This is a genomic window from Marinobacter alexandrii (assembly GCF_005871205.1).
Lineage (GTDB): Bacteria > Pseudomonadota > Gammaproteobacteria > Pseudomonadales > Oleiphilaceae > Marinobacter > Marinobacter alexandrii.
In genome coordinates this window covers 639,903-653,853 of record NZ_SWKM01000012.1, presented here as the reverse complement: position 1 = coordinate 653,853, position 13,951 = coordinate 639,903, and the positions used below count along the sequence as shown (strand labels likewise).

General features: G+C 51.9%; 15 protein-coding genes. 4 read left to right on the top strand and 11 right to left on the bottom strand.

Annotated features, from left to right (window positions below; genetic code table 11):
- Positions 1-129: 129 nt before the first annotated feature.
- Positions 130-831: a TetR/AcrR family transcriptional regulator gene (locus FCS96_RS09955; RefSeq protein ID WP_212747068.1), complete on the bottom strand. Its 702-nt coding sequence runs from the start codon at positions 829-831 to the stop codon at positions 130-132.
- A 176-nt stretch (positions 832-1,007) separates the two neighbouring features.
- Here FCS96_RS09955 and FCS96_RS09950 point away from each other — a divergent pair, with 176 nt between their 5' ends.
- Positions 1,008-2,639 (top strand): ATP-dependent acyl-CoA ligase, encoded by a 1,632-nt coding sequence (locus FCS96_RS09950; RefSeq protein WP_138440189.1) that lies wholly within the window; start codon positions 1,008-1,010, stop codon positions 2,637-2,639.
- 97 nt (positions 2,640-2,736) lie between these two features.
- On the opposite strand, the gene FCS96_RS09945 is transcribed toward FCS96_RS09950, so the two are convergent.
- Positions 2,737-3,537: an SDR family NAD(P)-dependent oxidoreductase gene (locus tag FCS96_RS09945; protein ID WP_138440421.1), complete on the bottom strand. Its 801-nt coding sequence runs from the start codon at positions 3,535-3,537 to the stop codon at positions 2,737-2,739.
- A 104-nt stretch (positions 3,538-3,641) separates the two neighbouring features.
- Between FCS96_RS09945 and FCS96_RS09940 the strand changes: the two genes are divergently transcribed.
- Positions 3,642-4,376: a DUF2889 domain-containing protein gene (locus FCS96_RS09940; RefSeq protein ID WP_138440188.1), complete on the top strand. Its 735-nt coding sequence runs from the start codon at positions 3,642-3,644 to the stop codon at positions 4,374-4,376.
- Between the two features lie 82 nt (positions 4,377-4,458).
- Here the strand turns inward: FCS96_RS09940 and FCS96_RS09935 are convergent, their stop codons facing one another.
- The 4 genes from FCS96_RS09935 to FCS96_RS09920 form a co-directional block, all read right to left on the bottom strand.
- Positions 4,459-5,019 (bottom strand): aromatic-ring-hydroxylating dioxygenase subunit beta, encoded by a 561-nt coding sequence (locus FCS96_RS09935; RefSeq protein WP_138440187.1) that lies wholly within the window; start codon positions 5,017-5,019, stop codon positions 4,459-4,461.
- 36 nt (positions 5,020-5,055) lie between these two features.
- Positions 5,056-6,453, bottom strand: a complete 1,398-nt coding sequence (locus tag FCS96_RS09930; RefSeq protein WP_138440186.1) for an aromatic ring-hydroxylating dioxygenase subunit alpha — start codon at positions 6,451-6,453, stop codon at positions 5,056-5,058.
- 86 nt (positions 6,454-6,539) lie between these two features.
- A complete protein-coding gene (locus FCS96_RS09925) occupies positions 6,540-7,520 on the bottom strand; it encodes a fumarylacetoacetate hydrolase family protein (RefSeq protein ID WP_138440185.1) in 981 nt (326 codons plus the stop codon).
- 26 nt (positions 7,521-7,546) lie between these two features.
- On the bottom strand, positions 7,547-8,248 hold the full coding sequence (locus tag FCS96_RS09920) for an SDR family NAD(P)-dependent oxidoreductase (protein ID WP_138440420.1): 702 nt from the start codon (positions 8,246-8,248) through the stop codon (positions 7,547-7,549).
- Between the two features lie 140 nt (positions 8,249-8,388).
- Here FCS96_RS09920 and FCS96_RS09915 point away from each other — a divergent pair, with 140 nt between their 5' ends.
- Together FCS96_RS09915 and FCS96_RS09910 are read left to right on the top strand one after the other, a co-directional pair.
- The gene (locus tag FCS96_RS09915) at positions 8,389-8,784 is read left to right on the top strand and encodes a Zn-ribbon domain-containing OB-fold protein (protein WP_138440184.1); all 396 of its coding nucleotides are present in this window, start codon (positions 8,389-8,391) and stop codon (positions 8,782-8,784) included.
- A gap of 2 nt (positions 8,785-8,786) precedes the next feature.
- Positions 8,787-9,977, top strand: a complete 1,191-nt coding sequence (locus tag FCS96_RS09910; RefSeq protein ID WP_138440183.1) for a thiolase family protein — start codon at positions 8,787-8,789, stop codon at positions 9,975-9,977.
- Here the strand turns inward: FCS96_RS09910 and FCS96_RS09905 are convergent.
- From FCS96_RS09905 to FCS96_RS09885, 5 genes are all read right to left on the bottom strand, one after another.
- The gene (locus FCS96_RS09905; RefSeq protein WP_138440182.1) at positions 9,974-10,768 is read right to left on the bottom strand and encodes an IclR family transcriptional regulator; all 795 of its coding nucleotides are present in this window, start codon (positions 10,766-10,768) and stop codon (positions 9,974-9,976) included. The genes FCS96_RS09910 and FCS96_RS09905 overlap by 4 nt on opposite strands.
- Before the next feature lie 170 nt (positions 10,769-10,938).
- Positions 10,939-11,817: a fumarylacetoacetate hydrolase family protein gene (locus tag FCS96_RS09900; RefSeq protein WP_138440181.1), complete on the bottom strand. Its 879-nt coding sequence runs from the start codon at positions 11,815-11,817 to the stop codon at positions 10,939-10,941.
- A gap of 4 nt (positions 11,818-11,821) precedes the next feature.
- Positions 11,822-12,763 (bottom strand): VOC family protein, encoded by a 942-nt coding sequence (locus tag FCS96_RS09895; protein WP_138440180.1) that lies wholly within the window; start codon positions 12,761-12,763, stop codon positions 11,822-11,824.
- A gap of 68 nt (positions 12,764-12,831) precedes the next feature.
- Complete coding sequence (locus tag FCS96_RS09890; RefSeq protein WP_138440179.1) at positions 12,832-13,590, bottom strand: SDR family NAD(P)-dependent oxidoreductase; 759 nt, start codon at positions 13,588-13,590, stop codon at positions 12,832-12,834.
- Between the two features lie 46 nt (positions 13,591-13,636).
- Positions 13,637-13,858, bottom strand: coding sequence for a ferredoxin (locus FCS96_RS09885; protein WP_138440178.1), 222 nt, complete (start codon positions 13,856-13,858; stop codon positions 13,637-13,639).
- Between the last annotated feature and the right edge of the window lie 93 nt (positions 13,859-13,951).

The window sequence follows — 13,951 nt, the reverse complement described above, 5'->3', positions numbered from 1 at the left end:
ATTAAAACAATGAGATATAAAATTAATTCTTCTAGGAAGGGGCGCAGGGGAGGCAAAGAAAAGTCGATAAAGACAGAAAAATATAAAATGGCTAAAAAATCGGGAGGAATTAAGCCTCCCGATTCACGATTAGCGGCGGGTGCGCGCAGTCGACCCCATTGTCAAAGACGCCACCAACCGCTTAACCCTTGCTGGGAGCAACCTGCGACCGCCATCCTCCGGCACAAGAACCTCGCTAAGTACATAGCGAATGATCATTTCGCAGATCAGTTCACGATCCAGTTTCACACCGAGCTTTTCATCCCAGTCATCAAACACGATATCCAGAGCGTCCTGAAATCGAAGAATCGAGTCATGAAAGATGCGCCGAAAGAAACTTAGAGCGTACTCGGGGGCCACCACCAACAAACGCCGAGCTCGAGTTTCTTCCAGATAGTCATCTATGAAGCCGATCAGGCTATCCAATCGAGCTTCTGGATCCTTGACCGATCCGACGGTTTCCATAAGGACACGGTGAAAATTATCTCGCTTGTGTCGCGAGAAAGTATCCAGCAGATCTTCCTGGGAGGAAAAGTAACGATAAAAGGTTCCCCGGGAAATGCCTGCTATCTTGCACACATCAAGAATAGAGATACGATCCGCACCAGAGCGGAGAACCACCTCCTCCGTGGCCTCCAGAATGCTGTTGATGGTTTCTTCTGATCGACGATTCGGCTTTACGGTACGAGCCTTCCTATGGCGCTTGCTGGGCTGACTGACCACGTCATCGGATCGAGAGGGGCTTTCCTTTGCCTGCAAAGCATTTGGGGTATCCAATTCTTGCTCGACCATGCGTTACTCCGTAGCAAATAAATTTTTAGCTATCATATCAGGTAAACTAGCCACGATCAGCAATTTCTGTTCAACTTCCCTAGAGACAACAGGCAAAATTCAATATAGAATTGAATTCTCCATTTAAAATAAAACTTGGAAGCTCCTTGCTGGAGCCACACCGTGGGAGAATGACTATGAGTGGTACTGGAAACCCGGAGACCTGGTCGGTGGGAGAACGCGACACGGTTATTTCAGCGCTAGACCGCGCTGTAGCCAGCCACCCCGACCGTATTTTCCTCGACTTCACTGGAAATTATTACACTTATAGAGAAGTTGACTTACTATCTACGAAACTGGCTCATTCACTGGCCAATCTTGGCGTCAAACGCGGCGAAACTGTAGTCACAATGCTGGACAACAACATTGACGCCATTCTTTGTTGGCTCGCCATCAACAAGCTTCGCGCAGTCAGCGTTCCTCTCAATACGGCCTTACGCGGGGAATTTCTACGACATCAGATTGCTGATGCGGATGCAGCCCTGATGATCTGCGAGTCGACCTACATTGACCGGGTTGCCCACATAAGTGACCAGCTCGAAACCCTGAACCTCATCCTGCAGCGGGGGGACCCTAAGTCCTCGGGCAACTGCTCTATTGCTATCGAGTCACTCGATGAGCATCGGGGCAATGACGAAACGCCGATATCTGACAAGCCCGATCCAGCTGACCTGGCCTGCCTGATTTATACGTCTGGCACCACGGGCCCCTCCAAAGGGTGCATGGTTAGCTACAACTTCATGTGCAACCTGGCAAGGCTCCAGCTCAAGGCAGGACCAGCCACAGCACAAGACGTCACGATCACCCCTCTCCCGCTGTTTCACATGAACGCACTGTGCGTCGGCGTCATTGCTACTGCGCTTGTCGGCGCAAGAGTGGCAATTCTTCCACGATTCTCAGTGTCCAATTTCTGGCCCGAGGTCGAGCGAAGCGGTGCAACCATTGCCTCAATTCTAGGCGGAATGGGAGGCCTACTGGCCCAAGCCCCCGACAACGACGCCATGAAGCGCTGCTACGGACAAATTCACACGGCTCGTGGCAACCCCTACACAGAGGAAACCAAGGAAATCTGGCGCACCCGCTTTGGCGCCAAGCTCGTTGGCGGCAACGGCTACGGACTGACAGAAGCCTGTGTCATCACCTCTCTCGCTGCTGGTGAATACGCAAAACCCGGCTCTTCCGGCAAACGTATTCCTGACTTCGACGTGCGGATCGTTGATGAAGATGACAACGAGCTTCCCGCCAACCAAGCCGGAGAAATAGTCGTTCGCCCGTTGCGTCCGGACGTCATGTTCCAAGGCTACTGGAGGCGCCCTGAAGCAACACTGAAAGCAATGAACAACATGTGGTTCCATACGGGCGACATAGGAAAATTCGATGACGATGGATTCTTCTATTTTGTCGATCGGAAAAAGGACTATCTGCGCCGGCGCGGCGAGAACATTTCAAGCTTTGAAGTAGAGTCCGCATTCAGCAATCACCCTGCAATTGCTGAAGTCGCCGTGCATGCAGTGCTTTCTGACAAAGGCGAGGATGACGTTAAAATAACGGCCATCCTCCATGAAGGAGCAGACCTGACGGAGGAGTCACTGTTCCACTGGGCCACCGACACGGTTCCATACTATGCGCTGCCCCGTTACATCGAGTTTCGGACAGACCTGCCGAAAAACCCACAGGGCCGGATACTCAAGTATCAGCTGAGAGACGAGGGTAAAACCTCAACAACCTGGGACCTGGAAGACACCGACATAAAAGTCAGCAAACAATAACCATTGAACCAACCGCATGCCAGCAGGACGCTCGGCATGCGGTTGTTCAGCACTACTAGCGTGAACACCCGCCCCTTAGCCGGATATAGTCTCAACGCTAATACTCTCTGACAGGAACATCTGAAGGACGGGAGTTATAACCCGGCAAGTGCAGACCACCGTCCACATGAATCGACTCCCCCGTCACAAAACGGGACATATCAGAAGCCAGAAACGCCACAACAGGACCGATATCAGCTTCTGGTTCGCCACACCTTCCCAATGGCCGCATCGCGGCAGAGCGCTCTTTAAAGCCTGGATTTTCCGACGCCAGTTTGTGGAAGGTAGCACCCATCGCGGTAGGCGCAATCGCGTTGGCCCTTATATTGAAACGCCCCCATTCGGCGGCCGCACTGCGAGTAAGCCCTAGAACGGCTGACTTTGCGGTGTTGTAGTCGCCATGCAGCCAGGCGCCAATCTCCGTATCGATAGAGTAAAAGTTAATAATGGAACCACCGCCTCTTTGGCACATATGTGGGAATGCTTCTTTCATTGCCCACCAAGCGGCCCAAACTGTCGTGTTTAGGGTCTGGTGTAGCATCTCATCAGTCTTTTCTTCCAACTTTACGTTTGGGGTCGGCGCAAATGCATTGTTGACCAGGATATCAATCCCGCCAAAATGACTGACAGCCGCCTGAATCGAATCCGCGATCGACGCTTTGTCAGAGACATCCGTCCGACAGTACACTGCCTGACCACCTTTTGCTCTCAAATCAGATGCAACTGCCTCGCCTTGATCTTCATTGAGCTCAGCAATCACAACCGCCGCGCCCTGACTGACAAAATACCGCGCAACACCTTCACCAATGCCACCACCGGCACCCGTTATCAGCGCCACTTTGTTCTCTAGCAGTTTCATGATTTTTCCTTTTTGATAAACACTTTTTTTGTTACTGTTCATATTAATGCATACGAAGGGTGTCATCTACCCCTAATTCGCGATCTTGTCCAGAGGACTACTCAATGCTGTTTAGGCGAAGAATCGAAATCAACGCAGTTAGTCAGGACGAGATCAGAGCTACCCTGGAGGATGATTTTCACCATTTCAGAGTGGCGATCCGCTACGCCAACGGCAAAGTGACCGATGTTCATGGTTACGCGGATCGTTACCCTTATTCAGCCTGCCCTTCCGCTGCCGACCCGCTCAAATCGTTGATAGGGATGGAGCTGTCTGAGATAGCGCACAGCGTGACCCGATATACGGATGCCCGGCATCAATGCACCCATATGCTGGATCTAGCCGGCCTTGTGATCGCCACCGCCAATAGACAGAGCGATAAACTTGTCTATGACATTGCCGTTCCGATGCGAGTAAACGACAAAACAACGGCCGAACTGCGGCGGAACGGGAAGCCTTATCTAACATGGAATGTTGAGAAAACACTCATTACCAGCCCGCCCCCCTACGATGGTGTTGACCTGAATCATGGCATGGCAAGGTGGGCAATCGACCACTTAAGCCCCGAAGAATCCGAGGCCGCACTGGTGCTGAGACGCAGCGTCATCATCTCTCGCGGCAGAGAAAGAAACCTGGATCTACAAGAACACGCAAGGCCACTGGGTGTGTGCTTCAGCCAGCAACCAGTTCGGGCTGAACAGGCAATCCGAGTGAAAGGCTCAACACTTGACTTCACGAACGCCCCGGGACTGCTGTGCGCTGAAGATGAGACCTGGCTCCACGGCAACACTCATTCCTGAGCTGGAAAACTTGTGCATCGGCCACAAAAAAGCCTGCCACGAAGGCAGGCCAAGGGGTAGAACAAACGTGGAGAGCTAGAGGCTAGAGGAACACCGCCAAATTGGGCGTCCCCAGCACAGACTGGTCAAGAAGCGCTTCGCGACGCGCCAATTTGAACTCACCCGTCTCTTCCCGACGAATGATATCCCGGCGTTCACAACTGATCACATCAACATCATCAGCACTAAAGCGACTACGGGTCATCATCAAGTAACTCGTCACTGCGAACTCGTTGGGACACGACGTTTCCCGAACCAGAACATTTGTCACCATTCGCCTGGTCCTGCTTGGGGGATCTTCCGCCCAAGCACTCTTACCCGACAACCTCATAATTCGCCCAAGAATAGAACGGTAATTATCATGGAAGTGCTGAACCGAGCGAATGAAGGTCTTCTCATGATCCACCCCTAAACGGGTTTGGCGCAAAGGCGCCGTATAGACCAGATCCGTTGCCAGTCGCTCACTCCATTCCTGTAAACGAAGGTTGTCGAGCAGCATCGCCTCTTCGTACAAAAAGCTTACGATCTCACTATAAGCCTCTGAACCAATGGGAACGTATGCACCCACTTCTACACCGTCTTGTTTTTCCTGATTCGTTTGCATCACAGGCCTCTTCAATTTATACCCAAGAGAGTTGCATTATTCTGCGTTCATCAGCTCGTTCCAGTAGAGCCACCAATGCCACTGGGTATCGTCCTTAGTAAAACCTTCGTTGACTATTCCCGGCCCGGGCCATCCTTCGGGAGCTCCCTTTTCGAACACAGCCTGATACTTCAGGGTCATGTGCCTTCCCATCGCACCTTTGGCGGAGAGCGTCATGTGAGGCCATGTGTCCGAGTCATCCTGCTCCACCATTCCCGAGGTACCAAACAACTGAATTGTTTGTTCCAGCATCTTCTGCCGGAGTTCTGGTGGTGCGTCTTTCTCAGCGAAAATCCAGTTACAAAACTCCAGCTTATCGGGACCGCGCGGAATGTAGGTGTGCATGGTCATCGAACCCACTACGGTTCCATCGGGCTGCGGGATATATACAAACCCGAACAGGATATTGGGGAACATCCCCCCTACCTGTGGCGGCATGGAAGTGAGAACTTTCAGCTGGTCTTCCGAGAGGTTATTCTTCAGCTGATCGACCATATCCACCGTCATACCCGCAGGCGGTAACGCTTTAAGCTTTTCTTCAACATCGAGTTTTTCCGGATCTAGACCGGTGATTCGACGAATCTTACGTGCCAAGTCAATGCACCGGAGTGCGTGCCCATGGGGAGAACTGACTTCAACACCGTACATCTCCGGGCTCAGATCGCCACCTTCACCTTCACCTTCACCTTTTTTGGAGTAGTTACCAATCTCTCCCAACCAACGATGCAGTGTCAGTGTATGAAAGCCATCAGCAGCTGACTGTTCACCGGCTGTCTTCCAGTTCGCGTTGACAATAAATCTCTGGGGTGGCCCCAGGACTTCCATTCCTTTGTCGCTGCGAAGAAACAGCAAATCGTAATACCATTTCGCATCACCCAGGAACTCTTCGAACGAAGGCCCTTCAATATTCCAGGTCGCGAAAATGAGCCCCCCGTAGAGAGTACAGCGCGCACGCTTCAGGCCCAGCTCGGCTTTCTCCAGCATGGAACCGTGCATTTTCTCCTTCTCAACAGGGGCACCCACGAAGTCACCATTCGCACGAAACGCCCAGCCATGATAAATGCACTTGTGGATCTGGCTGTTGCCGCAATCAGTGAGGGTGACCCGCATGCCCCTGTGAGGGCATACATTCAACAGAACATGAACCTCTCCGCTTTTGTCTCGCGACACAATGACCGAGTCCTCGCCCATGTCACGAACCATAAAGTCGCCTGGATTCGGTATCTCCGACTCATGCCCAAGCATCAGCCATGTCTTGCCGAAGATCTTGTCCATTTCCAGTTCGTAGATCTCACGGTCCGACAACACGCGCATTTGTACTTCCCGCGTATCTGGATATATCAGGTCAGAAACCCGGGTACCGTCCGAAAGCACCGGATTGGTTTTTGTTAGCATATCTGCCTCCATTTCATTCACCGTCTCACCAGGGCCACTCAACAAGCTGGCGCTATTCTCTTTCGTTTGATTACAGCACGACTTGCTCAACCAACCTTTGTTCTTAGCGTCCCAAGTTTTTCAACTTCAAGCTCCACTACATCGCCGCGCTGCAAGTAACGCAACTGTTCCAAGCCGCACCCGTTCCCAACGGTTCCAGAACCGAGGAACTCTCCGCTATGCAAAGTCTCCGACTGGGATACATGAGCTATAACATCCTCGAATTTCCAACGCATGTCGCGAGTATTGCCCCGCCCCCACTCTTCGCCGTTGACCCGGGCTATCATCTCCAGGTTATAGGGGTCCTCCAACTCATCGGCTGTCACCAAGCAAGGCCCCATCACATTTGCAGTATCGAAGTCCTTGCTTTTTGCGGGCCCCAACATGCCAGCCATTTCCTTGGACTGCATATCCCTCGCGGAGATATCGTTGAAGATCGTGTATCCGAAAATATGCTCGCGAGCCGTTTCCCTCGTAATGTCTTTGCCGGGCCGACCGATATAGCAACCAAATTCCAGTTCGAAATCCAGGGCCTTGCTAAACGCTGGCCATTCAAACTGATCATCCATGCCAACAACCGCAAACCTATTGCATTTGTAATAGATTGGTTGCCTGTTAAACGTGTCAATGACACGGTCATCAGCCCGGGTATTCATCGCCTTTAGCGTTGCCTCAGGGTCTGGTGTGCGCGATGCGCGAGCACGTCGCGCCGCGGCAAAACTCTGGCGAAGGTGTAACTCAAAACACGAAAAGTCACGCATCTGAGGAGGCGGCTGAATAGGTGCCCGAAGCTTCACCCTAGAACGCTTCACGACCGCTTCAACTGGCGCCTTTGCAACCAGCTCGAGAGCCAACCCATGCCCGTCCTTACCGGCTTCGGCAAGCGCCAGTACGCTTGAGAGAACGCGAGTTTCACCGCCTTTGACAAGAGAGTAGGCGTGCTGGAGATCAAGGACAGCTTGATCCTCATCAATGAGTGCTCCCGCCCTTTCTTCGCCATTTTCTTTTACAAATGTCACCAACCTCATCAGTTTCTCCCAAGCTGCAAAACTGGCTAGACACGGCCCGATACGGGAACACAGGCCCCGGTAACAGCCTCACCCGCGTCTGACAGTAAGAATGCAATCACCTCAGACAGTGCTTCCGGCGTCACCCAGGCAGAGAAATCGGCGTCCGCCATGGCCTCTCTGTTGCTCGGCGTATCAATAATGCTGGGCATTACCGCATTGACGGTAACATTACGCTGTTTCAGCTCTTCTGCGAGAGATTCGGTGAGGCGAGCCACACCCGCTTTCGAGGCCGCATAGGCAGATACACCCAAACCAGCCTTGAGCGCTGCAAGGGCGCTGACATTTACAACACGACCACGATCACCCTTCAGCAAATAGGGCAGCACTGAATTCGTCGCAACCACAGCCGTACGAAGATTCATCTGATACTGCCTGTCCCAGGTTTCCAGGTCGCCTTCTTCAAAGGTTTCCCAAGCAAACCCACCTGCCACATTGACAATACTGTCGATGTGTCCAAATACCTCTGCAGCTCTTTCTAACGCCTGGCTTGTAGATGAGGCATCAGTCAGATTAACGCCACCAAGAGGCAGATAATTATCGGCTTGAGTCAAGTGTTCAGGCGTATCACTCAGGTCCAGAGCGACCACTCGGGCCCCGCGATCACAAAGCAAAGCGGACAGGGCGCGTCCGAGGACTCCAAAGCCGCCGGTAACGATGATTGTCCGGCCTGTAAACGGAAGATTCATTAGAAGACCTCCATAGATTGAATTTGTTGTAGGAGCATGTCTCAAGGCTATCTCAATTTTTTTTAAATTAGAACACTTTTTTATTTTTTGTGCAATTGATAAGCTAGCGGAAGATAACGAGGCCGACACAGGATCCGGTAATGCCCAGAAAACTCCCTGCATTGAACGCTGATAACCGTGCATTCTGGCAAGGTGGAAAAAGTGACGCCCTGCTGATGCACTACTGCCATTCGTGCACGCGCTTTTTTCACCCTCCCGGGCCTGTCTGCCCAAATTGCGCGAGCTTTGACGTTAACCCCCGACGAGTCTCGGGCAGAGGCAAAGTTGCGAGCTTTACAATCAATCACCAACCCTGGGTCCCGGAACTCAACGAGCCATTTGTCATCGCTATCGTTGAACTGGAAGAACAGGCAGGCCTCCGATTCGTCACCAACATCGAAGATCTGGCAGTCGAAGACGTATTTATCGGTATGCCAGTGCGGGTTCGCTTTCGGCAAGAGGACGATGTCTGGCTGCCTCTTTTCATTAAGGAATAACCATGCTCGACCGAGTTTACGAAAAAGATGTCGCCATCACAGGAATCGGCCAGTCAGAAATTGCTCGCCCCTCGCAATTATCGGGCATGCGCCTCACTGTTGATGCATGCCTCGAAGCCATAGCAGACGCCGGCTTAAAGCGCTCAGATATCGATGGTATTGCGTGCTGGCCAGGCGACAATAACAACGGCAACAGCTTTTCTCCTGTTGGCCCAAATGCGCTTCAAAATGCACTTGGCTTGCAGGTGAACTGGTTTGGCGGAGGATACGAGGGGCCCGGCCCCCTTGCCGGAATTATTAACGGCGCCATGGCAATCGCGAGTGGACTTTGTCGAAACGTCCTGGTGTTCCGAACGATTACCGAATCCACTGCAAGACAATCGAATAAAGAAGCTTCTGCACTGAGCAATAAAACACAAGGCAGGGACAGCAGTTTCGCGTGGCAATGGTATACGCCGTTTAATGTCTTATCCGCCAGCAACCTGATCGCGATGTACGCACAACGGCATTTCCACGATTATGGGACAACACCCGAACAGCTCGCTCAAATTGCGCTCAACGCACGCCGCAACGCGCAAGTTAACCCCAAAGCAATTTACCGCACCCCCATGACAATGGACGACTATATGCAATCGCGGATGATCTCTAGTCCACTGCGAATGTTTGACTGTGATGTTCATTGCGACGCTTCCACTGCCATTGTGCTGTCTCGAAAAGACGTAGCACGAGATGCCCCCAACCCGCCTATCCGTATCGAGGCCATTGGTTCGGCGTTAAATCAACCGTGGTCGTGGGATCAGATTTCGCTGACGGAGGGGGCTGCGTTTGATGCTGGAAAAATGATGTGGTCTAGAACCGACTTAAAACCGTCCGATGTTGGTGCAGCACAGCTCTACGATGGTTTTTCCATACTAACGATGATCTGGCTGGAAGCACTGAACCTGTGTCCCAAAGGAGAAAGCGGGTCCTTTGTTGAAGGAGGACACCGCATAGCGAGAGATGGCCCCCTCCCGATTAACACCAACGGCGGCCAGCTCTCTGGCGGAAGAACTCACGGGCTGGGGTATGTCCACGAGGCCTGCCTCCAACTATGGGGAAAAGCAGGCGACCGTCAGATAGCTGAACACCAGGTCGCCGTTACCGCTGCGGGAGGTGGACCATTGGGTGGCAGCCTTTTATTAGTGAAAGACTAGAAAAGTACCTTTTCCAGGTCTCGACCCAAAGTGCAAAGGGACTCGCCAAGTTCAGCGATTTCAGCGTCGTTCTTCTGGCCGCGAAACATGACAGCGGAAACCGTGAAATCGATGTTTCCCGACGATGAATACACAGGGGCGGCAACCGCAAGGATGCCTATGGAGAAGTAACCATCGTCTATCGCCCAGCCCTTGTTCGAAGCCTGAGTAACCTGGGCACGATATTCGTCAAATGAGAGCGCTGTCCCCCAACGAATATTTTCAAACATGGATTTGATACTATCACTTTGGAGGTCTAGCTGGGACGCAAAGAGGCGACCACTAGCGCCCATGAGAATGGGCAGCCTTTGTCCTTCGGTCATATCAATTCGAACATCAGTGGGGCACGCGGCAGAGCTAACGATCACGATTCGGTCATTGCCCATTCTTCGCCAAAGCGTGACAGTCACTTTTGACCGCGCCGCAAAATTTTCCAGCAAAGGCTTGGCCATTTGAACTTTTTGCCCCTGAGTAACAAACTGTTCCACTAACCTTGCCAGCCCAAGGCCGGCTGAATACCGTTTCGACATCGGACTGAAATCAACCATATCTTCATTGACCAAGGTCCGAAGGATGTTGAAACAGGTACTGGGGTTAATCTCAAGTTTACGCGCTATGTCGACAGCACGTTCCGGCGCCGCTGACTCACTCAAAAACCGTAGAATTCGTATCGCATTAACGACAGGTTTGACCGTGACAGGCGCTGATTTGGATGTTTTGGTTGTCATTTCTGATGTAGCATCTGAGTCCATCGCGTAGTCATCCCCGAAAACATAAATTGTCTGAACTATTTCATTCTATATCAAGAATGAAATTTTGACATCACTTTTTCTTGGAACGAACTACTGAACTTAGCGCCTGACCTGGAGGCTGAAAGAATCAGGGATGAGCAAAACTGGATATAAAGTACTCAGGAATAGCCTTAAGGCGCCCCAATAGGCCCGCGTTGACGGTGAGGTGATAATCTCCGGGGCTTTGAAACAGCGTTCCGCAATGTACCGATTTTTTCGATATAGGCCTCCATGATATCGCCTGGCTGAAGAAACAGCCCAGATTCAAGCCCTACCCCGGATGTTGATCCAGTGAACACCAGATCTCCTGGCCTCAGAACGCAACGTGCATCGATGTAGTTAAGAATCTCATCGAGGGAAAAAATCATCTCCCGGGTATTGTCCTTTTGCCGCACCTGACCATTTACTGTCATCGTTAGGTCGAGTGCTGGCTGACCAGCACCACCCGCACCATCAATGGTCTCAACCCAAGGGCCCAGTGGCGTGGTTCGATCCATCGCTTTCTGAGTAAAAAGATCCAGGCGCCCCAAAGCCCGTCCCGCATCTCGAGCGCTAACGTCATTGCCGATCGTATACCCAAGAAGGCACGAAGATGCATGCGGGGAGTCCGCAAGTTCACACGCGACCACTGCAACCAGTTCTATTTCATAGTCCAACTGCTGGGTCACCGCTGGATAAATCACGTCTTCATTCGGACCAACTATTGCCGATTCAGGCTTGAGATAGGAAAGAGGGTGAGGAGGAGCTGACGAACCAAGGCGGGTCAGGTGCTCCAGATAATTGAGACCAACACCAAATATCCGGGCACCAGGCTCGATGGGTGCAAGCAGACGAAAGCCGTCTGCTTGAAGCTGCCCACTTGCAAGCTCTATTTCGGAAATCGACCCAAGAGCCACCAAAGGTGCCCAATCAGAAAATCGACCCCTTATCCAGCGTGCACAACCTGAGTCGCTCTCCAACAGAGCCCAACCAACCTCCCCTTCCGCACTCAGTACTCTGCCAATGCGCATGTTCCTAGCCGTTTTTCGGCTTGAACTCAGGATCCCGGACTTCTTCAGGGGTTTTGATGAAAGAGCCCAGCATAGGGCCCACCATTTCATGCCCCCACACACTCATTACTTCCGGGTTGAGCTCAAAGCCATCATCATGCCACGGCTCAATTTCGCCAATGCACTCGAAGGCAAACCCGGATGGGTTGTAATGGTAGAACGATACGTGTGGATCCTGGGAGTGCTGACCCAGAGTCATCAGCAACTGTAAGTCCTTCTTTTTGACAATGTCGTAGGTTTCACCAACATCACGAATACTGTTCACAAACACACCAATGTGATGAACCCCCATACGCCCAGGAGCATGTCCATAGGCAATATCGTGGCTGGTATACTCATTGAGCTTGGAACGGAAAAAGCCAGTCTTTCCTTTTCCGGCACCGGAGCCGTACCAGCGGAACCCCATGATGTTAATCAAGAAATGTTCCAGCTCACGGTTGTATTCGGGCGACATCAAAACAATGTGCCCCAACCCGCGCTTGCCGGCCAGGTATCCACCATGTCTACGGCCGGGAACAAATGACTGCGGCGTCCACTTTTGACCATAAAACAGCTCGTGGCGAAAGCCAACCGGATCCAGAAAGCGAATAAGCTCCTTCACACCACGCTTTTGGCACAGTTCTTCGTCTGCGACCTCAAATTCAACGCCTTCGTCCCGGAACTTCTTCAAAGCGGCCATATACTCAAGCCGGCCTTTCGCTTCCCAACCGATATAGGCCAGGCGATCCACTTCGCCAGGATGCAGGGCTAGCCGGTATCGACGGTCATCCATTCGGAGATAAAGAGACTCAGAGTCGTTCTCCGGGTTGCTTCCAATCCCAAACCCCATTACTTCTGGGCCGTAGCTACGCCACGCATCAACATCAGTGCATTCAAAGCCGAGATAGCCAATACCAATAATGTCCATTACCTTCTCCAGTTATTTGTTGTTAAACATCTCAGACCATGTATGTTCTGCGGTACTCGCACGACGTGTCAGATAGCCAGTAATCCGCCATCGATAACAATGTCTGAGCCCGTAATAAAGGATGCTTCACTAGAGGCAAGGAACAGCGCCATCGCCACAACTTCCTCGGGTTTCCCCGGTCGGTCAAGAAGCACGCCATCCAGCAAAGCGGCGCGAGTTTCAGGGTTATTCATAAACTCTGCAGTCCCAGGTGTTGCAACGAACCCCGGACTTAAACTCACAGCCCGGATACCAGACGCAGCACCCTCAACAGCAAGCTGACGGGTAAACGAAACCACCGCACCTTTGGCTGCGGCATGGGCTGAAATACCCGCAATTTTCGAACCGCCCCAGGCTGCAGTGGACGATACATTGATGATGATGCCTTTTGTTTCTGCGAGAAACTTCCAGGCGTGCTTGGTGGTATAGAAAAGCAGATCTACTTCATTGCGAATGGTGAATTGCCAATCCTCGACTGACATTTCGTGGACCGGAGCAAAACGAGCGGCTGACGCATTGTTATACAGAATATCAATCTGTCCATGTTCCGCTGCCGCGGCCTCTACCCATGCCTGGGCCTGATCTGGATCCCCTAGATCAACTGGTGCTTTGCCGTACAACACATAGCCTTCTTTGGCTAGCAACTCGGCAGTCGCAGTATTCTCTTTTTCATTGGTATCGCAACCAACGACGATCGCGCCCTCGCGGGCAAAACGCAACGCTGCCTCCCGGCCCTGTCCACCGCCAGTACCCGTAATAAGAGCTACTTTCTTGTCCAAACGTCCCATACATAACACCTCTAGAAGAAATCAACGCGACTGGAAACAGTGACGGCTAGTCCTCGATTTCTTCCAACCAAATAGCCTCTGCGGGACAAGCTTCAACACCTTCGCGAGCGGATTCTTCCAGCTCGGGAGTCACCTCGTCGTTTTCAAAGTAGACCAGCCCATCCGCATCCAACTTGAACACCTCAGGGCAAATTGCAGCGCACAGCCCATAACCACAACAAGCCCCTCGATCGGCGACGGCACGGAGGTTTTTCTTTTCCGAACTCATAATTGTTTCCTCTTTTCCAGTTCAGCATTCCACGATAATGAACAAAAATCTTATTTTTGTAAAATAAATTTTATATTTTCTTAAATAACAAAC